This is a genomic window from Streptomyces sp. NPDC001492 (assembly GCF_053597275.1).
This window is the reverse complement of the sequence record NZ_JBSFHW010000005.1, coordinates 299,926-322,176: the sequence shown is the minus strand read 5'-3', so window position 1 is coordinate 322,176 and position 22,251 is coordinate 299,926. Positions and strand designations below refer to the sequence as shown.

At 71.6% G+C, this 22,251-nt stretch carries 23 protein-coding genes; 14 read left to right on the top strand and 9 right to left on the bottom strand.

Translation table 11 applies throughout. The features are described from left to right. Positions 1–63 precede the first annotated feature (63 nt). On the top strand, positions 64–663 hold the full coding sequence (locus ACWC1K_RS09235) for an Rv1733c family protein (protein ID WP_450829743.1): 600 nt from the start codon (positions 64–66) through the stop codon (positions 661–663). Positions 664–744: 81 nt separating this feature from the next. On the opposite strand, the gene ACWC1K_RS09230 is transcribed toward ACWC1K_RS09235, so the two are convergent. From ACWC1K_RS09230 to ACWC1K_RS09210, 5 genes are all read right to left on the bottom strand, one after another. Next, on the bottom strand, positions 745–2,319 hold the full coding sequence (locus tag ACWC1K_RS09230; protein WP_450829856.1) for an oleate hydratase: 1,575 nt from the start codon (positions 2,317–2,319) through the stop codon (positions 745–747). Positions 2,320–2,502: 183 nt separating this feature from the next. Then, positions 2,503–2,880 carry a hypothetical protein gene (locus tag ACWC1K_RS09225; RefSeq protein ID WP_450829742.1) on the bottom strand — a complete coding sequence of 126 codons (378 nt, stop codon included), beginning with the start codon at positions 2,878–2,880 and terminating at the stop codon, positions 2,503–2,505. A gap of 33 nt (positions 2,881–2,913) precedes the next feature. Further along, entirely contained in the window at positions 2,914–4,119 is a 1,206-nt protein-coding gene (locus ACWC1K_RS09220; protein ID WP_450829740.1) for a globin domain-containing protein, read from the bottom strand. 497 nt (positions 4,120–4,616) lie between these two features. Then, positions 4,617–4,856 (bottom strand): hypothetical protein, encoded by a 240-nt coding sequence (locus ACWC1K_RS09215; RefSeq protein WP_450829739.1) that lies wholly within the window; start codon positions 4,854–4,856, stop codon positions 4,617–4,619. 547 nt (positions 4,857–5,403) lie between these two features. Further along, on the bottom strand, positions 5,404–6,447 hold the full coding sequence (locus ACWC1K_RS09210) for a YncE family protein (protein WP_450829737.1): 1,044 nt from the start codon (positions 6,445–6,447) through the stop codon (positions 5,404–5,406). Between the two features lie 239 nt (positions 6,448–6,686). On the opposite strand from ACWC1K_RS09210, the gene ACWC1K_RS09205 reads away from it, so the two are divergent. The 7 genes from ACWC1K_RS09205 to ACWC1K_RS09175 all read left to right on the top strand — a co-directional run bounded on the left by ACWC1K_RS09205 (position 6,687) and on the right by ACWC1K_RS09175 (position 13,216). Beyond that, on the top strand, positions 6,687–7,019 hold the full coding sequence (locus ACWC1K_RS09205; protein WP_450829735.1) for a hypothetical protein: 333 nt from the start codon (positions 6,687–6,689) through the stop codon (positions 7,017–7,019). Continuing rightward, positions 7,016–7,291, top strand: a complete 276-nt coding sequence (locus ACWC1K_RS09200) for a DUF1775 domain-containing protein (protein WP_450829733.1) — start codon at positions 7,016–7,018, stop codon at positions 7,289–7,291. The genes ACWC1K_RS09205 and ACWC1K_RS09200 overlap by 4 nt, the downstream gene beginning before the upstream one ends. Positions 7,292–7,495: 204 nt before the next feature. After that, the gene (locus ACWC1K_RS09195) at positions 7,496–8,974 is read left to right on the top strand and encodes an APC family permease (protein WP_450829731.1); all 1,479 of its coding nucleotides are present in this window, start codon (positions 7,496–7,498) and stop codon (positions 8,972–8,974) included. A 23-nt stretch (positions 8,975–8,997) separates the two neighbouring features. Then, positions 8,998–10,212 carry an arginine deiminase gene (locus ACWC1K_RS09190; RefSeq protein WP_450829729.1) on the top strand — a complete coding sequence of 405 codons (1,215 nt, stop codon included), beginning with the start codon at positions 8,998–9,000 and terminating at the stop codon, positions 10,210–10,212. A gap of 23 nt (positions 10,213–10,235) precedes the next feature. Continuing rightward, positions 10,236–11,237, top strand: a complete 1,002-nt coding sequence (argF, locus tag ACWC1K_RS09185; RefSeq protein WP_450829727.1) for an ornithine carbamoyltransferase — start codon at positions 10,236–10,238, stop codon at positions 11,235–11,237. Positions 11,238–11,240: 3 nt separating this feature from the next. Further along, the gene (locus tag ACWC1K_RS09180) at positions 11,241–12,164 is read left to right on the top strand and encodes a carbamate kinase (RefSeq protein WP_450829725.1); all 924 of its coding nucleotides are present in this window, start codon (positions 11,241–11,243) and stop codon (positions 12,162–12,164) included. A gap of 137 nt (positions 12,165–12,301) precedes the next feature. Next, complete coding sequence (locus tag ACWC1K_RS09175) at positions 12,302–13,216, top strand: universal stress protein (RefSeq protein ID WP_450829723.1); 915 nt, start codon at positions 12,302–12,304, stop codon at positions 13,214–13,216. A gap of 22 nt (positions 13,217–13,238) precedes the next feature. Here ACWC1K_RS09175 and ACWC1K_RS09170 read toward each other — a convergent pair whose 3' ends face one another. The 4 genes from ACWC1K_RS09170 to ACWC1K_RS09155 all read right to left on the bottom strand — a co-directional run bounded on the left by ACWC1K_RS09170 (position 13,239) and on the right by ACWC1K_RS09155 (position 14,926). Further along, the gene (locus ACWC1K_RS09170) at positions 13,239–13,451 is read right to left on the bottom strand and encodes a hypothetical protein (RefSeq protein WP_450829721.1); all 213 of its coding nucleotides are present in this window, start codon (positions 13,449–13,451) and stop codon (positions 13,239–13,241) included. A 12-nt stretch (positions 13,452–13,463) separates the two neighbouring features. Further along, positions 13,464–13,619 carry a hypothetical protein gene (locus ACWC1K_RS09165; protein WP_450829719.1) on the bottom strand — a complete coding sequence of 52 codons (156 nt, stop codon included), beginning with the start codon at positions 13,617–13,619 and terminating at the stop codon, positions 13,464–13,466. Continuing rightward, positions 13,616–14,290, bottom strand: a complete 675-nt coding sequence (locus tag ACWC1K_RS09160; RefSeq protein ID WP_450829717.1) for a DUF4389 domain-containing protein — start codon at positions 14,288–14,290, stop codon at positions 13,616–13,618. The genes ACWC1K_RS09165 and ACWC1K_RS09160 overlap by 4 nt, the downstream gene beginning before the upstream one ends. 135 nt (positions 14,291–14,425) lie before the next feature. Next, on the bottom strand, positions 14,426–14,926 hold the full coding sequence (locus ACWC1K_RS09155; protein ID WP_450829716.1) for a pyridoxamine 5'-phosphate oxidase family protein: 501 nt from the start codon (positions 14,924–14,926) through the stop codon (positions 14,426–14,428). Positions 14,927–15,168: 242 nt separating this feature from the next. Here ACWC1K_RS09155 and ACWC1K_RS09150 point away from each other — a divergent pair, with 242 nt between their 5' ends. The 6 genes from ACWC1K_RS09150 to ACWC1K_RS09125 all read left to right on the top strand — a co-directional run bounded on the left by ACWC1K_RS09150 (position 15,169) and on the right by ACWC1K_RS09125 (position 22,242). Next, the gene (locus tag ACWC1K_RS09150; protein ID WP_450829715.1) at positions 15,169–15,858 is read left to right on the top strand and encodes a response regulator; all 690 of its coding nucleotides are present in this window, start codon (positions 15,169–15,171) and stop codon (positions 15,856–15,858) included. A 119-nt stretch (positions 15,859–15,977) separates the two neighbouring features. Beyond that, a complete protein-coding gene (gap, locus tag ACWC1K_RS09145) occupies positions 15,978–17,006 on the top strand; it encodes a type I glyceraldehyde-3-phosphate dehydrogenase (RefSeq protein WP_450829713.1) in 1,029 nt (342 codons plus the stop codon). 117 nt (positions 17,007–17,123) lie between these two features. Next, complete coding sequence (locus ACWC1K_RS09140; RefSeq protein ID WP_450829712.1) at positions 17,124–18,851, top strand: GAF domain-containing protein; 1,728 nt, start codon at positions 17,124–17,126, stop codon at positions 18,849–18,851. 144 nt (positions 18,852–18,995) lie between these two features. Then, positions 18,996–20,294 (top strand): GAF domain-containing protein, encoded by a 1,299-nt coding sequence (locus ACWC1K_RS09135; protein ID WP_450829711.1) that lies wholly within the window; start codon positions 18,996–18,998, stop codon positions 20,292–20,294. Between the two features lie 41 nt (positions 20,295–20,335). Then, positions 20,336–21,859, top strand: coding sequence for an aldehyde dehydrogenase family protein (locus ACWC1K_RS09130; protein WP_450829854.1), 1,524 nt, complete (start codon positions 20,336–20,338; stop codon positions 21,857–21,859). Between the two features lie 14 nt (positions 21,860–21,873). Beyond that, a complete protein-coding gene (locus ACWC1K_RS09125; protein ID WP_450829710.1) occupies positions 21,874–22,242 on the top strand; it encodes a DUF779 domain-containing protein in 369 nt (122 codons plus the stop codon). Positions 22,243–22,251: the final 9 nt, after the last annotated feature.

Below are 22,251 nucleotides of genomic sequence, written 5' to 3'. Positions count from 1 at the left end.
GACGTTCCAGGTGGAGGACGTCAGTGAGGACGTCGGCACGTACAGCAAATGGGGTGTCGACCGATGATGAAGACACACCGTGCGAAGGCGAAGAGGGTCAGGTTCTGGCGGTGGCGGCGCAATCCCCTGCGGCGCCGCAGCGACCGGCTGGAAGCGTGGATCGTGCTCGCCGCCTGGACACTCGCCCTGCTCGGCGGTCTGCTCGCCGCGCTGGTGACGCACGGGGCGGTGCAGGACGGCCTCGCCGCACGACGCGCGGAGGTGCACTCCGTCTCGGCGGTGCTGACCGAGGACGCGCCACGGATCCCGGCCGTTTCGACGTCGGGGTACAGCGACGACAAGGTGTGGGCGAAGGTGCGCTGGACAGCTGCCGACGGTACGACGCACACCGGCACCACGAGGGTCGAGCCCGGCACCGCCGTCGGCGCCCGGATCACCGCCTGGACCGATCACACGGGCAGGCTGGTCCTCGAACCCGCGAGCCCGACCGAGGCATGGCTGCAGACGGCGCTGTTCAGCGCCGCGGCCGCCATGGGAGCCGGGGCCGTGGTCCTGGCCGGCGAGCGGCTCGCGCGCGGACGGCTGGACCGGCGGCGCCTTGCGGAGTGGGACGCGCAGTGGGCGCAGGTCGGCCCCCAGTGGAGGAAGCGGATGCTCGGCTGACGGAAGCCGGCCCAATCCCAGCCGAGGCCGGCCGGCCCGCGTGGCCGCGCACACGCCTTCCACCGGCCGAGCCGCACCCGGTCACCTGCGGTGCATCGTCTCCAGAGCCGCGGCCAGGACACGGGGGTCGTGGTGCCCCTTGTAGACCGCGGGAGGCTGTCGGTCGAGGTTCAGGAGCCGGGCCACCGCGGTCCACGCGGTGCGTACCGAGTACTCGACGGTGAAGACGACGTCGTCGGGCACCTCCGCGAACTGTCCGATGAAGGCGAGGTTCACCGACCCCTCGGGCACGACACGGGGCCGGTCCTCGCGGCGGCGCACCAGGAACTGGCTGGTGATGAACGGCATCAGGCAGGGCACGACGGTGGAGGTCTCCAGGACCCGGGCAGCCGCCGACTCGTCGAAGTGGAGATGGTGCAGCACCTCCTCGAGGATCTCCCGGCCGGAGCACATCGTCATCGGCTTGGGGATGTGGTTGCCCGCGCGGCCGGGGAACAGACCGTAGCCCCACCACACGGACACGCCCTCGGGCTGGTCGCGGTAGACCGGCTGGCGGTTGGCGACGATCGTCAGCAGCCAGTTGGAGTCGGTGAAGGTCATCAGCCCGCCCCTGCCGGTCTCACGGCCCGCGAACTCGGCCAGCGCGTCCAGGAAGACGGGATCCTTGGCGGTGACCGTGAACGACTCCCAGCGGGACTCCTTGACGTGCTTGTCGAAGGCCGCCGGGTTGCCGAAGTCCTCGCGCCCGCGGGCGATGCGGTGCCACAGCAGCCACGCCGGCGAGCGGTGGCCGGGCGGGGGCGGCGCCGTGGTGTGCGAGCCGAGGCTGGAGGCGTCGGTCATGGATCCGTTGGTGACCAGGACCAGGTCCTCGGGGGCCACGGCGATCTTCTCGTCGCGGCCGCCCCGGGAGACGTAGAGGGTCTCGACCGTGGTGGCGTCGTGCCCCGGTGCGAAGCCGAGGTCGGTGACCCGGCTTCCGGTGTGCACGGTGACGCCGCGCTCCCGCAGCCAGGCCGCCAGGGGACGCACGATCGAGTCGTACTGGTTGTAGCGGGTCCGGTGGATGCCCGACATCGACGCGAACTCCGGGAAGAGATGGATGAACCGCCTCAGGTAGCGGCGGAACTCGATCGCGCTGTGCCAGGGCTGGAAGGCGAACGTGGTGCACCACATGAACCAGAACTTCGTGGTGAAGAAGTGCTCGCCGAAGCAGTCCGTGATGCGTTTGCCGTCCAGGTGTCCCTCGGGGCTCGCCAGGCACCGGACCAGGTCCAGCCGGTCGCGCTCGGAGAACCCCATGGAGGCGGTGTCGACGATCTTTCCGTCCCCGTCGACGAGACGTGCCACGTCGTCCCAGGCGAACTCCTCATGCCCGGCCAGGATCTCCTCGGTCACGGACACCGCGGGGTCGTCGAGCGTGGGGATCGCGGACAGCAGGTCGTACGTGCAGCGGAACTCGGCCTCGAACATCCGCCCCCCGCGCATGCTGTAGCCGGCGTCCACGCTGCCGCCCGCGTCCAGGCTGCCACCGAGGGTGTGTTGTTCCTCGAAGAGGTGGATGTCCGCCCCGTCGAATCCGCCGTCACGGATCAGGAACGTGGCCGCGGCGAGCGCCGCGATCCCGCTGCCCACCAGATACGCCTTCGCCATCACACAACTCCTCGTGCTCGCCTGCCGATCGGGAACCACGACGCCCACGTTTTCGTGCGCGCGTGGGCCCGGTCAGTGGGCCGTTGGTCACCTGTGCGGGCCGGTCGGCCCGCGTCCCGGCGGGGCAGCACAGGACAGCGGCCCGACCGGTGGACCGTCACCGATCGGGCCGTTCCCACGGAGGCCTTACGCCGACTGCTGACCGCCGCCGCGCCACGGCGGCGCATCGGTCCGGTGGCCGGGATGCCCGGCGTGGGCGGCCTTGTCGGTCTGGCGGCGCAGCCGGTCCTGGAGCAGGTCCACGACCTCCCGGCCGCTGGACTCCTCGGCGACCACCACCACCCGCCGACCGCCGACGTGCAAATCGGCCGTGGCCAGCCAGGGCCGGTCGGCATGGCGGATGGCCGCCCGCACGATCCGTACCTCACCGGTGATGGCGGGCAGGCCGGAACGGCCGACGACGGCGTCGATCTTCGTACGGGCGTAGGCGAGGGTCTCCTGGTCCACCGGGCCGTCGAAACGCAGCCGCACCGCGGGTGCGGCCTGGGAGTTGTCGCTGGTCATCGTGGATCCTTTCCTGGAAGGTTGCAGTGCGGTTCAGGCCGCGCTGCCGGGCAGCCACAGGTCGGGGCCGAAGACCTCGTACCGGATGCGTCGTGCCGGAACCCCGGCGCGGAGCAGCTGGGCGCGGACGTCGCGCATGAAGGGCAGCGGGCCGCACAGGAACACCGTTGCGCCGTCGGGGAGTTCGACTCCGGAGAGGTCCATCAGGCCCTCGAAAGCGTCGGGTTCCTCGGCCCCGGGACGCTCGTACCAGAAGAACGCGCGGGCGTGCGGCAGTTGCCCGACGAGCTCGCGGGTCTCGGCGCGCAGGGCGTGGTCGGCGGGGGAGAGGTCGGCGTGCAGGACCAGCACCGGGCGGGTGGAGCCGCCCGCCTCGAGATGGGCCAGGATGCCCGTCATGGGGGTGCAGCCGATGCCCGCCGAGACCAGCACCAGCGGGTCGGTGCCGGCGGCCGGGCCGTCGAGGAACACATCCCCGAAGGGTGCGGAGAGGGTCAGTTCGGCTCCCTCACGGACCTGGTCGTGCAGCAGGTTGGAGACCTCGCCGTGCGGTTCGCCGGTGACCCGTTTGACGGTGATGCGCCGCAGCTCCCTTTCGGGGTCCGAGGACAGGCTGTACTGACGCAGCTGGTGGACGCCGTCCGGCATGAGCATGCGCACGCTCACGTACTGGCCCGCCCGCGCCCGCGGCGCCGGCCGGCCGTCCGCCGGGCGGAGCAGGAAGGACACCACGTCGGCGGTTTCGGTGCGGCGCTCGACGACCGTCCACTGCCGCCAGATCCGGCCGGGCTCGACGCCCGCGTCCTGGTAGAGGCGCGCCTCCCGGCCGATCAGGGCGCCGGCCATCAGCCAGTACACCTCGTCCCAGGCTGCCGCCACCTCCGGGGTGACGGCGTCGCCGAGGGTCTCGGCCATGGCACCGAACAGGTACTTGTGCACGATCGTGTACTGGTCGTCGGTGACCCCGACGGCCGCGTGCTTGTGCGCGATCCGGGCCAGCAGGGCGTCGGGCGGGGCCTCCGGGTCGGCCAGCAGCGCGGTCGCGAACCCGGCTATGGAGCCGGCCAGTGCGCGCGGCTGGTCTCCGCCGGCCTGGTTGCCGCGGTTGAACATCCCGTCGAGCAGTTCCGGCCGGTCCCGGAACATCGCCCCGTAGAAGCGCGTCGTGATCTCGTCGAGCGCTCCGTCCACGGCGGGCAGGGTGGCACGTACCACGGCGGCGGATTCTGCGGACAGCATGGAGCCTCCCGGGCGGGGGAACGGGGGTGCGAAGACCGCCGCGTCGAATGCGCGGCGACCTTCTGTCTAGCAGTCGTCCTGCCGTGTTTCGGTGCCGTTTCGGGGCGCTGGGCGCAAGAGGGGCCACATGACCCCATGGGTTGGGGAATTCCGGCCCCATGGCCCGCCCGGACCGTGGGGCCGTGCGGCGCCACGGACCTGTCCCTCAGGCCCTGTCCACGGCCGAGGCGGGGGACGTGCCCGCGCTGCTGCGATCGCGCGGGCACGCGGCCGACGACCCACGTGCGGCCACGACCCCTCGCAGGGCCGTCCCCCTGACACGGACGCCGTTTCCGGCGGGGACGGGGGAACCCCTTCGGATGCAGTGCCCGGCGTCCGCGCCCAACTCAATGATCACTCCGCGGCCGCGCAGGGAAGAGGGGCGACCGGACCTGTCCGAGGGACTGTCGGGTCCTTGCCACACAGGGGCCTCCCTCCTCCGAGTCGGCGGTGGCGACCTACCGGGGGCGTCGCCCGTCCGCGATCGTCCGCATCCTCTCCCGGTACATGGCCGCGTCGATCCGCCCGAGCAGCCGCTGCCGCACCAGGCGCCGCTCGGCCGCGTCGAGTGCGGCGCGACGCCGCCGAAGCCGGACACCCATCCGACGGCGGCCTCCGGGCGACGCCTGCAGACGGGCCGTGTCGTACAACGCGCCCGCGACAATGAGCAGTTGGAGTACAGCAGCTGCGGTGATCATGACATCGGTCCCGAGAAGACGCTTTCCGCCGGTACGGGCGGTCACCGCCAGCATTGCCCACGCAGTCGGCCGGGGAGAGGGGCCGCCCAGGGCACCGTGGGGGCCATGCGGCCGTGCCGGCCGGAGAGAGGCCTGGCGGTTGGTCATGTCCGGTCCATCATGGCGCATCGGTGCGCAGTGCGTGATGAATGTGGGGATTTGGCCGGACAGGCCCGCGACGTCAGGGAGTCGCGGGCAGTTCGGCGAGCGGGCGCAGGCGGCGGGCGTCGTCGAACAGGGCGCGTTCGGCGAGGCGCACGGCGGTGTGGCTGGCAGGTGAAGAGCACCCTGCTGCGCCTGCTCAACCGTCTGGAAGAACCGACGACGGGCGCCGTCACCTTCCAGAACCGCCCGCTCCCCGACTGGAACGTTGCGGGCATGCCACAGGTGATCTCCTCCAGCAGGATCGCTTCACCGCGCCGCACCGAGACGTGTTCGGGAGCGAAGGCGCTTGTCTCCATGACGCCTGCCTCCACCGTCGCCGATCAGTGCAACCACGGTCACATTTCTACGACGCCTGGCGGTAGACGAGGAGCGCAGGGCGGCCGTCCGTGCCGTGCGGGACCGGGAAGTAGCTGCGGTGGGTGGCCGGGTCGACTGCGACGACGTGCGCGCCGTCGGCGAGGCGGGCGCGGCCGGTGACCGTCAGGTGCCGGTGGTGGTTGTCGGCGGTGGTGACCCAGCCGGTCTCCGAGGCGACGTAGAGGCGGCGGGCGGCGGGGTCGTAGGCGAGGACGTCGGGTTCCTGGCCGACTCGGTCGGTGCCGGTGACCTGCCAGGTGGTCAGGTCGACGGTGAGCAGCCGGGCGTTGCCGTCGCAGGCGACGAAGGCCAGCCGGTCGGTGGGGGCGAGGGTGAGGCCATGGTCGTGGTCGCAGCCGGGGAGCGGGACGCGGCGGGTGACGTGGAGGGTGGTCGGGTCGACAAGGGCGAGGTCGTTGCGCGTCTGGACGGCGACCAGCATCCGCCGGGTGGCTGGGTCGTAGGCGACGTTGCCCGCCTCGCCGCCGACGGACACGGTGCCGCGGACCGCTCCGCTGTCGGCGTCGATGACGGTCTCCGAGCCGCCGGACTCGTTGGTGGTCCATACGGTGCCGTGCCGCGGGTCGTAGGCCAGGCCGTCGGGGTAGTCGCCGGTGGGACTGTGGTGCAGGACCTTGCCGGTGGTCTCGTCGATGGTCGCCATCTCGTTGGCGTCGGTGGCGGTGGCGTACACCCGATGGCGGGCGGGGATCACGAGAACGCCGTGGACGCCGGGCAGGCCGCCGATCGTCCGCACGACACGGTTCGCGTGGACGTCCACCTCGATGATCTCCCCGGCGCCGAGGTGGGCGATGAACAGCAGCCCGCGGCCGGTGTCGAGGCTCTCGTAGTCGAAGCGGGAGTGGTCGCCCGGCAGGGCGAGCTGAGTCACGGCGCGGAGCGGAAGCGCCTCCTCGGGCGGCTGGTTGTCGCCAGGGATCAGCAGGACGGTGGCCACCGCGGCGGCGATGGCGACGACCAGGCCGGAGGCCAGGACCAGCAGAGTGCGGGGACTGAGGCGAGGGGGCATACGAGAGCTTTCCCGAGGCACTGTTTCGGTACTAGTAGACGTCGACGGGCACGGCTGCGACAGCGGCCGGTAGACCGTAGCGGACACTGGCGCGGGTCGGCTGGTACCCAGCGGACGAAGACCGTGGCCGAGGACCGCGGCAACAAGGGTGAAGACGCCGGAGCCCGAGTCCTGCCGGCTGACCGGGAAGACGACCACGGGCACGTCGGTGAAGAACCGATCTCCGTGGTCTGCTCCGGGTGGCCGTCGTTGGGGACCTGGACCCAGTCGACCGCCCCTGGGGTGCGCCGCACGTCCAGCCTCCAGACCCCTCCACCGCGCGGCCCACCGCCCTGGCCGTCACCGTCATCGCCCTGGTCGTCGAGGTCGAGTCGGACAAGGCTCAAGCCCTCGCCGAGAACGTCGGGATCGGCTTCGACGCCGAGTCGGAGTCCGACACCGTCGGCATCACTGAAATCCGCGTGGTTCTGCCCGAGGGCATCGCCCCCGCCGACGTGTCCTACGGCGAGGCCCCAAGGGCTGGAAGTTCACGGCCGCCGACGACGGCTACACCGTCCGGGGCCCGGCGGTGAAGACCTGCGTCAACGCCGAGTACTCCGTCGTCGTCAAGCAGCTCCCGGACGCCGAGGAACTGGCCTTCAAGACGCTGCAGACCTACGGCGACGGGCACACCGACCGCTGGATCGAACTGTGCGGGCCAGCAGCTCGGCGACATGCTCCTGGCGGGCCCGCTGCCTGCCGTCGTCGGGATGCGGTGCGGCCACCTGCGCGGCACGCTGCATGTTGTCCCCCCCCAACGCGCAAGGTGGATGGCCACCGGCGGGACGGGCGCACGCTTCCGTAGGCGCACCCGGGAAGGCTCTCAAACCGGAGCAGTCGGACCATCAGGCGCCCGCTGCGCATCCCCCAACAGGGGCCGAGTGGGGATCCGGCCAGGGGACCAACGGGTCCGTGCGGGGACCAGTGGCCGCTGACCACGCTTCCGGTGGCGCAGAAGGATCGATCACGAAGAGACCGAACCGCAGCCACCCGCACAAGGAGCCCGCCCATGTCCACCACCAGACGGAGCGGGGCAGGGTCCGCTCCCCGCGCGGCACTCGGACTGCCCGCCGCGTCCGCCCTCGTGATCGGCAGCATCATCGGCACCGGAGTCTTCGCACTCCCCTCGGCCCTGGCCCCCTACGGGCCGATCTCGCTGGTGGCGTTCGTCGCCGTCACCCTCGGCGCACTCGCGCTCGCGGTGACCTTCGGGGCGCTGTCCAAGCGGGTGCCGGCGAGCGGCGGACCGTACGTCTACGCACGTGAGGCCTTCGGCGAGTTCACCGGGTTCCTCAACGCCTGGTCGTACTGGATCACGGCATGGGCCGGGAACGCCGCGATCGTGGTCGCCTGGGTCGGGTATGTCGAGGTGTTCGTCAACACCGGGCACAGGACCGGGATTTCGGTGCTCATCGCCCTGGTCGGGCTGTGGATTCCCGCCGCGGTCAACCTCAGCGGGGTGCGGAACATGGGCGGCTTCCAGGTGATCACCACCGTGCTGAAGTTCGTGCCGCTGGTCTTCATGGCCACCGTGGGCCTGTTGTTCATCGACCCGGACAACTTCGGCTCCTTCAACGCGAGCCACCAGTCCGCGCTGGGCGCAATCTCCGCCGCCGCGGCCATCGCCCTGTTCAGCTACCTCGGCCTGGAGGCCGCCTCCGTGGTCGCCGGGCGGGTTCGCGAGCCCGGGCGGAACGTCCCGCGCGCCACCGTCTACGGCACCCTGGTCTGCGCCGTGATCTACATCCTCGGCACCCTCGCCGTCTTCGGCACCGTCTCGCACGGCCGACTCGGCGCCTCCACCGCGCCCTTCACCGACGCCGCGAACAACATCTTCGGCGGCTCCTGGGCCGGTGACGCCGTCGCCGTGGCCGCGATCGTCTCCGGCATCGGCGCCCTCAACGGCTGGACCATGCTGTGCGCCGAGATGCCGTACGCCGCCGCCCGCGACGGACTCTTCCCCGGCGCCTTCGCGAAGCTGCGCGGCGAGAGCGGCGTCCCCGCCTTCGGCATCGTCGCCTCGACCGTGCTGGCCTCGCTGATCACGGTGTTCAGCTACACCCGCTTCGAGGACGTCTTCACCAAGATCCTGCTGCTGAGTGTGCTGACCGCCGTCGTCCCGTATCTGTTCTCCGCCGCCGCCCAGCTGTACTGGCTGCTCGTGCGCGGCCGCGAGAGCATCGGCCGCCGGCGGCTGGCCAGGGACGTCACCGTCTCGGCGCTGGCCATGGCCTTCTCGTACTGGTCGATCCAGGGCAGCGGCTACCAGACCGTCTACTACGGCCTGTTCGTGCTGCTGCTCGGCCTGCCCGTCTACGTGTGGCTCAAGCGCGACGGCGGCGAGTACGGCGGGCAGGCGGCGACGCGGCCCGAGCCCGCCGCCGAGGTCCGGGCGCCGGAGACCCCGCCGACCGTGCAGAGCCCCCGCAGGCCCCAGGCGAACCGGCCCCGCGCCTTCCGCAGGAACACCCTCCGCCACCACGACTGACCCCGACCGCGAGGAAGCCCGCCATGAACACCTTCCACGTCGACTCCGAGGCCGGCCGACTCCGCCAGGTGATCCTGCACCGGCCCGGACTCGAACTCTCGCGGCTGACCCCGCGCAACGTCGACGCCCTGCTCTTCGACGACATCCTGTGGGCCAAACGGGCCCGCGAGGAGCACGACGCCTTCGCCCAGGTACTGCGCGACCACGGCGCCCACGTGCACTACTTCGCCGACCTGCTGGCGCAGACGCTCGACCGGACCGAGGCCCGGGACTGGCTCCTGGACCGCGTCGTCACCCCCGCAAGCGTCGGCCCGGCCCTCGTGGACCCGGTGCGCGCGCTCTGTGCCGAACTGGACGGCGAGACCCTCGCCGGCTACCTGATCGGCGGTCTGCTCAAGAGCGACCTGCCGCTCGCCACCCCGCACAGCCTGGTATGGAACGCGCTGGACGCCGAGGACTTCGCGCTCACCCCCCTGCCCAACCACCTCTTCCCGCGCGACAACTCCTGCTGGATCTACGACCGGCTGTCGGTCAACCCGATGGCCAAACCCGCCCGGCGCCGCGAGAGCCTGCACGCCGAAGCCATCTACCGGTTCCACCCGATGTTCGCCGCCGTCGCGCCCGTACCGATCCTCGACGGACCGGTCGGCACGCTCGAAGGCGGCGACGTCCACGTCCTCGGCAACGGCGCCGTGCTGGTCGGCATGGGGGAGCGGACCACCGCCCAGGCCGTCGAGAACCTGGCCGTACGGCTCTTCGCCGGCGGCGCGGCGAACCGGCTGATCGCGGTGCAACTCCCCGCCACCCGCGCCTATATGCACCTCGACACCGTGCTCACGATGGTCGACCGCGACGCGTTCGTCATCTACCCGGGCCTCGCCGACTCCCTGCGCTCCTGGACACTGCGGCCCAGCAGCGCCCACGAGGCCGGCTTCGACGTGGCGCCGAACTCCGACCTGGCGACCGCCCTGGCCGAGGCCCTCGACCTGGACAAGGTGCGGATGCTCTCGGCCCCGCAGGACATCCGCAACGCCGAACGCGAGCAGTGGGACGACGGCAGCAACTTCCTCGCGCTGGCTCCCGGAGTGGTCGTCGGATACGAGCGCAACGTCACCACCAACACCTACCTGCGCAAGCAGGGCATCGAGATCGTCACCGTCGCCGGCGCCGAACTCGGCCGCGGTCGGGGCGGACCCCGCTGCATGAGCTGCCCGATCGAACGCGACCCGGTCGCCTGAGCGCACACCCACAAGGACCCGACATGACCATCGACCTCCGAGGGCGCTCCTACCTCAGCGAACTCGACTTCACCGCACGCGAGATCCAGCATCTCCTCGACCTCGCCGCCGACCTCAAGACGGCCCGCCGCGCCGGCACCGAACGGCCCCGGCTGACCGGAAAGCAGCTCGCGCTGATCTTCGAGAAGACCTCCACCCGCACCCGTTGCGCCTTCGAGGTCGCCGCGGCCGATCAGGGCGCCGCCACCACCTACCTGGGGCCCGGTGACACCCACGTCGGCACCAAGGAGTCCATCGCCGACACCGCCCGCGTCCTCGGCCGGATGTTCGACGGCATCGAGTACCGAGGCTGCGCGCAGTCACTCGTCACCGAACTCGCCGCCCACTCCGGCGTTCCCGTCTACAACGGCCTGACCGACACCGCGCACCCCACCCAGAGCCTGTGCGACGTCTTCACCATGGGCGAGCACAGCCCCAAGCCCCTGCCCGAGATCAGTTACTGCTACCTCGGCGACGCCCGCAACAACATGGGCAACTCCCTGCTGTCGATGGGCGCCCTGCTCGGCATGGACGTACGGATCGCAGCCCCCCGCGCCCTGTGGCCCGAGGCGGAACTGGTCACCGCATGCCACAGGCTCGCCGAGGGCAGCGGAGCGCGCATCACGCTCACCGAGGACACCGAAACCGCCGTACGCGGCGCCGACTTCCTGCACACCGACGTCTGGGTCTCCATGGGCGAGCCCGCCGCGGCCTGGCGTGAGCGCATCGAGCTGCTGCTGCCCTACCAGGTCACCGAGAAGACCCTGGCCGCCACCGGCAACCCGGACGTGAAGTTCATGCACTGCCTGCCGTCCCTGCACGACGACCGGACCGCGCTCGGCCGCTCCCTGCTGGACCTCTACGGCCTGAGCGCGCTCGAAGTCACCGATGACGTCTTCTCCTCGCCCGCCTCTCTCGTCTTCGAGCAGGCGGAGAACCGGCTGCACACCATCAAGGCCGTCCTCGTGGCCACCCTGGAGGACTGAACCATGCGCATCGTCATCGCCCTCGGCGGCAACGCGCTGTTGCGCCGTGGCGAACGCCCGGACGCGGACGTCCAGTTGGCGAACATCGACCGGGTCGCCACCGTGATCGCCGCGCTCGCCCACGACCACGAGGTGGTCCTCACCCATGGCAACGGCCCGCAGATCGGCCTGCTCGCCCTGGAGAGCGCCTCCGACCCCGCCCTGAGCGCCCCCTACCCGCTCGACCTGCTCGGTGCCCAGACCCAGGGCATGATCGGCTCCCTGCTGGTGCGTTCCCTGTACGACACCCTGCCGGGGCGCCCGATCGCCGCGCTCGTCACCCACACGCTCGTACGGGCCGACGATCCCGCCTTCCGGCATCCGACGAAATACGTGGGGCAGGTCTACTCCCTGGAGGCGGCCCGGTCGCTCGCCCGTGAGCGCGGCTGGCACATCGCCCAGGACACCAGCGGGTGGCGGCGCGTCGTCGCCTCCCCGGCACCCGAGCGCATCGTGGAGACCGACACCATCCACCATCTCCTCGGCGGCGGCACACTGGTGATCTGCGCGGGCGGCGGAGGCGTCCCCGTCACCGCCGACCAGGACACCGGCGCCCTCAGCGGCGTCGAGGCCGTCGTCGACAAGGACCTGACGGCCGCCCTGCTCGCCGAGGACCTGAAGGCCGACTTCCTGCTCATCCTGACCGACGTGCCGAATGTCTACGCCGACTTCGGCACCCCGAAGCAGCGGCCCGTGCTCGACGCCACCCCCGCCGAGCTGCGCCGGGCCGGCTTCCCCGCCGGCTCGATGGGACCCAAGGCAGAGGCGGCCGCCCGGTTCGTCGAACGCACCGGGGGCCTGGCCGCGATCGGCGCCCTGGACGCGGCCTACGAGATCGTGCACGGCCGCTCCGGCACGCTGGTGCGGCCCGCCCTGCCGGCAGTCTGAGAAGCACCAGGCCCTGAGTGGACGTCAGACACCCGCAGCGGCGGGGGCCGACCGGCCCCCGGCGGGGACTTGAGGCCCCTCCTGCCGCACCCGCGCCGCCCGGAAACTGGCAGAGCAACCCCGAAGGAGGTCCGCACATGCCCACCATCACCGTCGGCCTCGACGGCTCACCGCAGAGTCTCGCCGCCGCCGACTGGGCCGCCCGCGAAGCAGAGCAACGCGGGGCAGCGCTGTGCCTGCTGCACGCCTGGGAACAGCAGTCCCACCTGATCCCGGCCCTCGCCGGAGTTCCCGCCCCGGGCGCGATCGACACGCAGCACGCGTGGGCCAAGACCCTGCTGCACGATGCGCAGTCCCGGCTCGCACACCGCCACCCCGGTCTGGACATCGGCATACGGCAGACCGAGGGCCGGCCCGTCACGGCGCTCCTGGCCGCCGCGGAGGAGACCGACCTGCTGGTCCTCGGATCCCGGGGTCTCGGCACGGTCGCCGGGTTCCTGGTCGGCTCCGTCTCCCTCGCCGTGGTGGCCCGTGCCGCGCGGCCCGTCGTTCTCGTCCGGGCCGGCGAGCGTGCCCAGGACGAGCATCTGCCGGACGCCTCGGGCGGCACGTCCACCACCACCCCGTACCGCGATGTACTGCTCGGGCTGGACCTGGACGATCCCGGCGACGCGCTGATCGGCTTCGCGTTCGAAGCGGCCCTGCGCCGTGCAAGCGGCCTGCAGATCATCCACGGCTGGAGCCTGCCGACCTCCTACGGCTACGGCAGCGCCATGGACGTAGGACTGAACGAGGAACTGGCCGAGCAGGTACGGCACGCGCTGACCGATGTGCTGCGGCCGTGGCGGGACAAGTTCCCCGGCGTGGAGGTGCATGCACAGGCCGTGATCGGCAGCGCCGGACGTCATCTCGTGCACGCCTCACGCGATGCGGGCCTGGTCGTCGTGGGCCGCAGCGAACGCCACACTTCGATCGGCGGTCACATTGGGCCCGTGGCCCACGCTGTGCTGCAGCATTCCGCCGCGCCGGTCGCGGTGGTGCCGCACGACTGATCTCCCAGGTCGTCAGTACACGTCAGTGCTCGGACGCGGGCCACGACCAGGCCACAGCGGTGATCACGCCCACGTCCAGCAGCACACCGACGCCCAGCCACGGGTCGAACCAGACCGCCTTGAGCGCCAGCCCGCTCGACGCGGCGACCAGGGCGGCCGTGGGCCACCAACCGGCGCCCGCCAGCACTGCGGCGCCTGCGACGGCGTACACCACCGCCGTGTACCAGGCCAGCACGAGTGCCGCGGCTCAGGCCGGCGTCGGGCGGATGCCCGCGGCCGCCGGCATCCACGAGTGCCCGGGGGTGAACGGGGCCGCCGTGCCGGGCTGTTGCGGCGCCGTCCACACGCCGGGGTGCAACAGCCCGTGCACGATCAGGAACGCTCCCACCAGCAGGGTGGTCACGACAGGTCCTCGTGCGCGACGGGTTCGTGGGGCTCGGTGCCGCCCATGTCGAGCCGGAAGGGCGGGTAGGTGTCCGTCATCAGGGCGGCATAGGCGGCCACCCGCAGGACCCACCGGTTGAGCCCGAGGATCAGGTCGAACAGGGCCCGCGGGTACTTCTCGGTGAAGGCCAGGGTCACGGCGGCGATCACCGCGAGCACGGCGACCAGTCCGCCGTCCCACCAGCCGAGGTGGTAGCCGCCGAGGAAGAACCCGATGACGATGTAGTGCGGGATGGCCAGCAGCCACCATTTCACCAGCACCAGTCCACGGGAGAGCCGCTCCGGGTAGGCGATGTCCAGCCGCGCCGGGTAGTCGGGCTCCTTGCCCAGGCTGAACGGCGGGTACCGGTCGGTGCCCAGGGCGGCGTACGAGTAGTACGCCACCCGCCAGCTCCAGCGCAGCACCCCCAGGTTGAAGTCGAACAGGGACCGTGGATAGCGCTCGGTGAACAGGATGCTGAAGAACGCGATCACGCTCACCAGGGTGAAGGCGATCCAGAGGAAGAACAGCACCACGTAGTGCGGAATGACCAGGATCCACTTCACCAGCCACAGCCACCGGGACAGCGGCGCGTCGAGCACGGCGTTCACCTGCACAGGACGGTCAGGTGTTCCCGCCAGGGTCGTCATGGCGATCAGCTCCTTCGGCCCGTGGCGCCGCCGCGGCGACCTGGGCCCAATTCCAGCGTGGGCGCCGAACCCGGCCCGGGCGAGGGCCGTTGGGGTCGATGCGGGGGCCGTCGGTCCCGGTCGTGGGGGCCCGCCTCAGCCGGCGTCCTCCCGGCTTGCCCAGGTGTCCGTGAGACGGATGCCCGTGACCAGGTCAGGCCTGATGCGGACCGCGTAGTCCATGGTCTGCTGCACCCATGGATGCAGCAGTCGCTGATAGCGGGCCAGCTCCTCGGGGTCGGTCACCAGCTGGGCGTAGCCCGTGGCGACCACGCTCCAGCCGAGGTGCGTGGCCGGGTCGATGGTGTCGGCCTCGTAGGCCACGACCACGCCCGACGGGGCGGACTCGCGTGCTCGGGAGGTCAGGGCCGCGCCCTCATGGGTGCGGATGACGATGTCACCGTGATCCAGGATGTGGTTGACCGGCCGGATGGTCGGCAGGGCGTGCCGTGTGAAGACGATCCGGCCCACGGACACGCTTCCGAGCAGCCGCAGCGCTTCGCCGCTGTCCAGCTCGATGCTCAGGCGCGGCCCCACGGGAACCGGGTGGGAGTTGTCGAGGCGCATGGCGGGTTTCCGTACGGGTCGGCGGCTCATTGCTGACCGTCCATGGAACCGCCCTGCCGCACCAGGGGTAAGGGCCGTTCGGCCCTCTTCCATGCCCGGTGGGCCCCGAGGCCGGGGGAACGGGCCTGACAGCGGGCCGAACGGGTACCGGGGGAGGCAGACAGGCGCAGGGATCGGGGCCGACCGGCCCTGGTCCTGCGGACGGTCAGAGGCGAACATCTCGGAAACCGGCGCAGACACTCCGGCGCGGAGCGCAGGACAAGGAGCATGCGATGGCGGACGCCGAGCGGCCGGGCCCCGACGGCCCGATCCGGGTCTTCCTGCTGGACGACCACGAAGTGGTACGCCGCGGGGTGCGCGACCTCCTCGACGACGAGCCGGACATCGCCGTGGTCGGTGAGGGCTCCACCGCCGAGCAGGCCATGGTCCGTGTTCCGGCGCTCCGCCCGCAGGTGGCGGTACTGGACGTGCGGCTGCCCGACGGCGACGGCGTGACGGTCTGCCGGGAGCTGCGCTCACGCCTGCCCGAGCTGGCCTGCCTCATGCTGACCTCGTTCGACGACGAGGAGGCCCTGCTCGACTCGATCATGGCGGGCGCGTCCGGATACGTCCTCAAGCAGATCCAGGGCTCCGACCTGGTCTCCGCGGTGCGTACCGTCGCCGCCGGCCAGTCCCTGCTCGATCCGAGCGCCACCACCAGGCTGATGGCCCGTCTGCGTGGCGGGCGGCAGCAGGAGGAAGCGGACCCGTTGCCGGGCCTGACCGACCGGGAGCGGGAGATCCTCTCCCTCATCGGCGAAGGCCTGACCAACCGGCAGATCGGCCAGCGGCTCTTCCTCGCCGAGAAGACGGTGAAGAACCACATCTCCCGCCTGCTGGCCAAGCTGGGTGTGGAGCGGCGCATCCAGGCCGCCGTCATCGCCACCCAGGCCCAGGACCGGCTCCGGCAGCAAGGCCCCTGAAACCCAGGGCCGAACGTCCCCTGCTCGCCCCCGTCCGGCCCAAGCCCCGCCCGGCCCGCCGTCAGCAGGCTGGCGGCAGACCCGGACACAGCCGGGCAACCACCGGGAGGGCGACGGACATGAGCGTACGCGTGGGCATCAACGGCTTCGGCCGCATCGGACGCAACTACCTGCGGCTGGTGCTGGAGCGCGCCGAGAGCGGCACCGGCACACCCGTCGAGGTCGTGGCGGTCAACGACATCACCTCACCTGCGGCGCTGGCCCATCTGCTGGAGTACGACTCCACGTACGGCCGGCTGCACCGCACCGTCGAGCACGACGACAGCTCCCTGACGGTCGACGGCCACCGCATCGCCGTGACCGCCGAACGCGACCCGGCCGCCCTCGCCTGGAGCGAGCACGGCGTGGACGTCGTCATCGAGTCCACCGGCCGCTTCCGCACCCGCGAGCAGGCCGGAGCGCACCTGAGGGCGGGCGCCCGCAAGGTGCTGCTGTCCGTGCCGGGCAAGGGCGTGGACGCCACCCTCGTGATGGGTGTCAACGAAGGCACCTACGACCCCGACAGCGACCACGTCGTCTCCAACGCCTCCTGCACCACCAACTGCGTGGCCCCCATGGTGAAGGTGCTCGACGAGCACTTCGGCATCGTCAAGGGCCTGATGACCACCATCCACGGCTACACCAACGACCAGGTGGTCCTGGACGGCCCGCACAAGGACCTGCGCCGCGGCCGCAGCGCCGCCGTCAACATCATCCCCACCAGCACCGGGGCCGCACGGGCCGTCGGCCTCGTCCTGCCGGAGCTGGCCGGCACCCTGGACGGCATCGCCGTACGCGTGCCCGTGGAGGACGGCTCGCTGACCGACCTGAGCGTGGTCCTGGAACGGCCGGTGACCGCGGACGAGATCAACGCCGCATACCGGGAGGCCGCGGACGGCCCCCTGAAGGGCGTCCTGCGGGTCTCCGACGCGCCGATCGTCTCCCGCGACGTCGTCGGCGACCCCGCCTCGTGCATCCTGGACGCCCCGCTGACCCAGGCGAACGGCGAGCTGGTCAAGGTCTTCGGCTGGTACGACAACGAGTGGGGTTACACCAACCGGCTCCTCGACCTGACCGAGTACGTCGCCGCCCGCCTGCCGCGCGCCTGACCGGCGACGGCGCCCGCCAACCTGGCCGATGCCGTACCGTCCGCTGCCCTGGACCGTTACCGTGGCACATGACCGGGCGGTCTGCCGCCGGTGCGGCAAGGGGAGCTGGAGGAGCTGGTGGGAAGCCCTGAGGAGTCCCGGACTGCGCGGGTACGGCTGCCGCAGCTGAGGCTGGACGAGCTCCTGGAGGAGTTGCAGGCACGCCTGGACGCGGCGCGCGGGACCCGCGACCGGGTGCACAGCCTCCTGGAGGCCGTGCTCTCGGTGGGCCGGGAGCTCGACCTGGAGCAGGCGCTGCGCAGCATCGTGGAGGCCGCGGCGACGCTGGTCGACGCGGAGTACGCCGCCCTCGGCGTGATCGGCCCGGACGGCAAGCGCTTGTCGGCCTTCCACACGATCGGGGTCACCGAGGAGCAGATCGCCAGGATCGGCCCGTTCCCCGAGGGCCACGGCATCCTCGGGGAGCTCATCCGCCACCCCGAGCCGCTGCGGCTGGCCAAGATCTCCCAGCATCCCGAGTCCTACGGCTTCCCGGCCCACCACCCGCCGATGAACACCTTCGTCGGGGTTCCCATCCGGGTGCGCGACCAGGTGTTCGGCAACCTGTACCTGACCGAGAAGCGTGGGGGCGTGCAGTTCGACGAGGAGGACGAGTCGGTCCTGGCGACGCTGGCCGTGGCGGCCGGTGTCGCCATCGACAACGCCCGCCTGTACGAGGAGTCCCGGCTGCGCGAGCGCTGGCTGCAGGCCAACGCGGAGATCACCCACGACCTGATGTCCGGCCGAGTGCGCTCCGACGTCCTGCGTCTCATCGCGGAGCGGGCCGGGGAGATCACGGGGTCGGCCCTGGCGGTCGTCGCACTGCCCATGGAGGACACCGCTTCGCTCGCCGTGGAGATCGCCGTCGGGATGGATGCCGAGGCGCATCGCGGCCTTGTACTGCCCCTGAACCGGAGCCTGATGGGTCTGGCGTTCGCCGAGGTCGCCCCGGTGACCAGCGAGGATGCCGCTCATGACGAAAGGATCTCGCGGGAGCCGCCGCGTTTCGAGGGGCTGGGCCCCGCTGTGGCCGTGCCCATCGGCACGGGCGAGCCAGGACCGCGCGGCGTGGTCCTGCTGGCGCGCAAGGCCGGCCAGCCGATGTTCACGGACATGGAGACCGTGCCCCTGCAGGCCTTCGCCGCGCAGGCCGCCATCGCGATGGAACTGGCCGAACGCCGACAGGACGCCGAGCAGATCGCGGTGCTCGAGGATCGTGACCGGATCGCCCGCGACCTGCACGACCTGGCGATCCAGCGGCTGTTCGCCACCGGCATGACCCTGCAGAGCGCGGGCCGCTTCATCGAGCACCAGGAGGCCGCCGAACGCGTGGTCCGGGCGGTGGACGACCTGGACGAGACCATCAAGATCATCAGGTCGACGATCTTCGGTCTGCGGGCCCGCGAGGGCGGTGCCGGAACCGGGCTGCGGGCGCGGGTGGTGCGTGTGGCCGGCGAGGCGGCCCCGGTGCTGGGCTTCGCGCCCAGCGTGCGGATGGAAGGCCTGCTGGACACGGACGTGCCACAGGAAATCGCCGCCCATGTCGAGGCCGTCCTCTCCGAGGCCCTGACCAACATCGCCCGGCACGCCGGCGCCGACCGTGCCGACGTCGTCCTGGAGACGGACGGCCGTGAGGTCCGGCTGACGGTCACGGACAACGGCGTGGGCATCCCGCCCGGGGGCCGCCGCAGCGGTCTGCGGAACATGGCCGAACGGGCCGAGCAGCTGGGCGGAGCGCTGGACCTGGGCACCGGGCACGGAAGCGGCACCGTACTGGCCTGGCACGTACCGCTGTCCCGGGAATAGCGGCCCGCACCTCCTCGCGATGACTGCCTCCTGACGTGAGCCCAGCAGGCCCTGTCACAGGGGCCCTTCGGCCTCTGCACCCCTGCCCGCCGCGCGGGTGAGGCTGGTGGGGCCGGACCGGGAGGACGGCATACAGGAGGTGGCATGGACGCTTCCACCGTGGCCTCGGTGCCCGCGCTGCGCGCCGCGCACGAGCGATTCGTCACCGCGCCCCAGGCGCCGCCGGGCGTGCGCGGTCTGGTGGCCGAGTCATGGCGGCGCTGCGCCGCCACCGACGTACGGGCCGACGGCGGCCGGCTCCCGTCCCTGCGCACCACATCCGAGGAACTCGCCGCCTACCGCCGCACCCACCCGCTGGCCGGGGTGCTGCCCCTGTTCCGGGAGCTGCTGGGGACCGGGGCCGCGGACGACGGGCACATCTTCGCGGTCGGGGACGCGGACGGGACCCTGCTGTGGGTCGAGGGCGACCGCGCCACCCTCGGGCGCGCCGAGACCATGCACTTCGCCGAGGGCGCCCTGTGGTCCGAGCCACAGGCGGGGACGAACGCCCCGGGCACCGCGCTGGAGTTGGCGCGCCCCGTGCAGATCGTCACCGGCGAGCACTACAGCGCCGCCGCACACGCCTGGTCGTGCGCCGCAGCGCCCGTGCGGGACCCCGCCACCGGCCGCGTCCTCGGCGTCGTCGACCTCACCGGCGGCGCGAGCATCGCCACCCCGCCCGCGTTCGCCGCGGTGCGCGCGGCCGCGCTGGCGGCACAGGCGGAGCTCGCGCACCGGCCGTCGGCGCTGCTCGGCACCGACGCAGGGATGCCCGGGGCCCGCCTGAGAGCTCTCGGCCGGGACAGCGCCGTGCTCGAGACCGACGGACGCGTGCTCCAGCTCAGTCCGCGGCACAGCGAGATCGTCGTCGCGCTCGCCCTGGCGGGTCACGGCGTCAGCGGGGAACGGCTCGCCGTCGACCTGTCCGAGCACGAGGTGCCCGCCTCCACGCTGCGCGCCGAGATGACCCGGCTGCGCGCGGTCCTCGGCCCCGACCTGCTCGGCTCACGCCCGTACGCGCTCCTGTGCACCGCTCACACCGACTTCGGCGACGTCGCCGACCTGCTCGCGGCGGGACGGGTCGCCGAGGCCCTGACCCGCTACCCCGGTCCGCTCCTGCCGCGTTCCGACGCACCCGTCGTGGTGGAGCAACGGCGGTGCCTGGAACAGCAGTTGCGTGGTGCCGTGCTGGCCGCGGGCGACACGGCGCTGCTGCGCCGCTGGGTGGGCGCCGAATGGGGAGCCGCCGACGCCCGCGCATGGCTGACCCTCGCCCACCGGCTGCCGGGCGGCTCGGCACAGCGTGCGGCCGCCGCGGCCCGCGCCCGTGCGCTGGACTCCCGCCTGGCCGTCCCGCCGCAGGTCGCGCCGCATGCAGCGTGGTTGCAGCGTTCCCGCTCCTAGCGTTCGAGCATGACCCGATCGTCGTGTCCGGAAAGGGGACGATCATGAAGTACGAGCCTCCCGGCAGGCCCGGCAGTCCCGTGGACGTCGCGCCCCGGTACGAGAACTTCATCGGCGGCAAGTGGCAGGCGCCCAGCACCGGCCAGTACTCCGTCAACCTGTGCCCCGCGACCGCGAAGCCGGTCTGCGAGGTCCCGAAGTCGGGCGCCGAGGACATCGAACTCGCCCTGGACGCCGCCCACGCCGCCAAGGACGCCTGGGGAGAGGCCTCCACGGCCGAGCGCGCCGCCGTCCTGAACAAGGTGGCCGACGCCATCGACGCCCACCGCGAGGAACTCGCCGTCGCCGAGAGCTGGGACAACGGCAAGCCGGTCCGCGAGACCCTGGCCGCCGACATCCCCCTGGCCGCCGACCACTTCCGCTACTTCGCGTCCGCGATCCGCGCCGAGGAGAGCGAGATCACCGAGATCGACAAGGACCTGATCGCCTACCACTTCCACGAGCCGCTGGGCGTGGTCGGCCAGATCATCCCCTTCAACTTCCCGCTGCTGATGGCCGCGTGGAAGCTGGCCCCGGCGCTCGCCGCGGGCAACACCTCGGTGCTCAAGCCCGCCTCGCCGACCCCGTGGTCGATCCTGAAGCTGATGGAGGTCGTCGGCGACATCCTGCCGCCCGGCGCGGTCAACGTCGTGAACGGGCCCGGAGCCGAGATCGGCAAGGCGCTCGCCACCAACAAGCGCATCGCCAAGGTCGCCTTCACCGGCGAGACCACCACGGGCCGCCTGATCATGCAGTACGCGTCCCAGAACATCATCCCGGTCACCCTGGAGCTGGGCGGCAAGTCGCCGAACATCTTCTTCAACGACGTGGCCGCCAAGGACGACGACTTCCTGAACAAGGCCGTCGAGGGACTCGTCCTGTACGCGTTCAACAAGGGCGAGGTCTGCACCTGCCCCTCCCGCGCACTCATCCAGGAGGACATCTACGAGGAGTTCATGGGCCGCTGCCTGGAGCGCATCCGCGCCATCCAGCAGGGCGACCCGCTCGACACCGCGACCATGATCGGTCCCCAGGTGTCGAAGCAGCAGATCGAGAAGATCGCCTCGTACGTCGAGATCGGCCTGAAGGAGGGCGCCGAACTGCTGGCCGGCGGCCACCGGCCCGCCCTGGGCGGCGAGTTCACGGACGGCTACTTCTACGAGCCGACCGTCCTCAAGGGCCACAACAAGATGCGGGTCTTCCAGGAGGAGATCTTCGGACCCGTTCTCGCCGTCACCACGTTCAAGGACGAGGCGGAGGCACTGGAGATCGCCAACGACACGCTCTACGGCCTCGGAGCCGGCGTGTGGAGCCGCGACGGCGCCCTCGCCTACCGCATGGGCCGCGCGATCAAGGCGGGCCGGGTCTGGACGAACTGCTACCACCAGTACCCGGCAGGCGCGGCGTTCGGCGGCTACAAGGTCTCCGGCATCGGCCGCGAGACGCACAAGATGATGCTCGAGCACTACAGCCAGACCAAGAACCTCCTGGTCAGCTACGGCACCAAGCCGCTCGGGCTGTTCTAGAGGAGTGCGGCGACATGTCCGAGAAGGTCGAATACGGCACCGTCGGGCGCGTCACCGCCACGCGGGCGGCACGCAGGGCCATCGCGGCCCTGTGCGCCGCCCAGGGCGGGCCGGTGATGTTCGTCCAGTCGGGCGGCTGCTGCGACGGAAGCGACCCGATGTGCTTCCGCGGCGGCGAATTCGCCCTGGGAAACGGCGACATGCTCGTCGGCGTCGTGGACGGCTGCACGTTCCACATGGACGCCGAACAGTACGAGGCGTTCGGCCGCCCCTTCTACGTCCTGGACGTCGAAGAGGGCACACCGGGCGGATTCTCCCTCGCAGCCGGGGACGGGCTGCACTTCGTGACCCGGGTCAAGGCGCCCGGGAACAGGACGAGTTGAGGAGCAGAT

Excerpts from the sequence above, each read along its gene's own strand:
- ACWC1K_RS09150 (WP_450829715.1), top strand. The coding sequence starts at position 15,169 with ATGGCGGACGCCGAGCGGCCGGGCCCCGACGGCCCGATCCGGGTCTTC.
- ACWC1K_RS09215 (WP_450829739.1), bottom strand. The coding sequence starts at position 4,856 with ATGATCACCGCAGCTGCTGTACTCCAACTGCTCATTGTCGCGGGCGCG.
- ACWC1K_RS09235 (WP_450829743.1), top strand. The coding sequence starts at position 64 with ATGATGAAGACACACCGTGCGAAGGCGAAGAGGGTCAGGTTCTGGCGG.
- ACWC1K_RS09175 (WP_450829723.1), top strand. The coding sequence starts at position 12,302 with ATGCCCACCATCACCGTCGGCCTCGACGGCTCACCGCAGAGTCTCGCC.
- argF (WP_450829727.1), top strand. The coding sequence starts at position 10,236 with ATGACCATCGACCTCCGAGGGCGCTCCTACCTCAGCGAACTCGACTTC.
- ACWC1K_RS09155 (WP_450829716.1), bottom strand. The coding sequence starts at position 14,926 with ATGAGCCGCCGACCCGTACGGAAACCCGCCATGCGCCTCGACAACTCC.
- ACWC1K_RS09210 (WP_450829737.1), bottom strand. The coding sequence starts at position 6,447 with ATGCCCCCTCGCCTCAGTCCCCGCACTCTGCTGGTCCTGGCCTCCGGC.
- ACWC1K_RS09125 (WP_450829710.1), top strand. The coding sequence starts at position 21,874 with ATGTCCGAGAAGGTCGAATACGGCACCGTCGGGCGCGTCACCGCCACG.
- ACWC1K_RS09220 (WP_450829740.1), bottom strand. The coding sequence starts at position 4,119 with ATGCTGTCCGCAGAATCCGCCGCCGTGGTACGTGCCACCCTGCCCGCC.
- ACWC1K_RS09195 (WP_450829731.1), top strand. The coding sequence starts at position 7,496 with ATGTCCACCACCAGACGGAGCGGGGCAGGGTCCGCTCCCCGCGCGGCA.
- ACWC1K_RS09180 (WP_450829725.1), top strand. The coding sequence starts at position 11,241 with ATGCGCATCGTCATCGCCCTCGGCGGCAACGCGCTGTTGCGCCGTGGC.
- gap (WP_450829713.1), top strand. The coding sequence starts at position 15,978 with ATGAGCGTACGCGTGGGCATCAACGGCTTCGGCCGCATCGGACGCAAC.
- ACWC1K_RS09160 (WP_450829717.1), bottom strand. The coding sequence starts at position 14,290 with ATGACGACCCTGGCGGGAACACCTGACCGTCCTGTGCAGGTGAACGCC.
- ACWC1K_RS09225 (WP_450829742.1), bottom strand. The coding sequence starts at position 2,880 with ATGACCAGCGACAACTCCCAGGCCGCACCCGCGGTGCGGCTGCGTTTC.
- ACWC1K_RS09190 (WP_450829729.1), top strand. The coding sequence starts at position 8,998 with ATGAACACCTTCCACGTCGACTCCGAGGCCGGCCGACTCCGCCAGGTG.
- ACWC1K_RS09135 (WP_450829711.1), top strand. The coding sequence starts at position 18,996 with ATGGACGCTTCCACCGTGGCCTCGGTGCCCGCGCTGCGCGCCGCGCAC.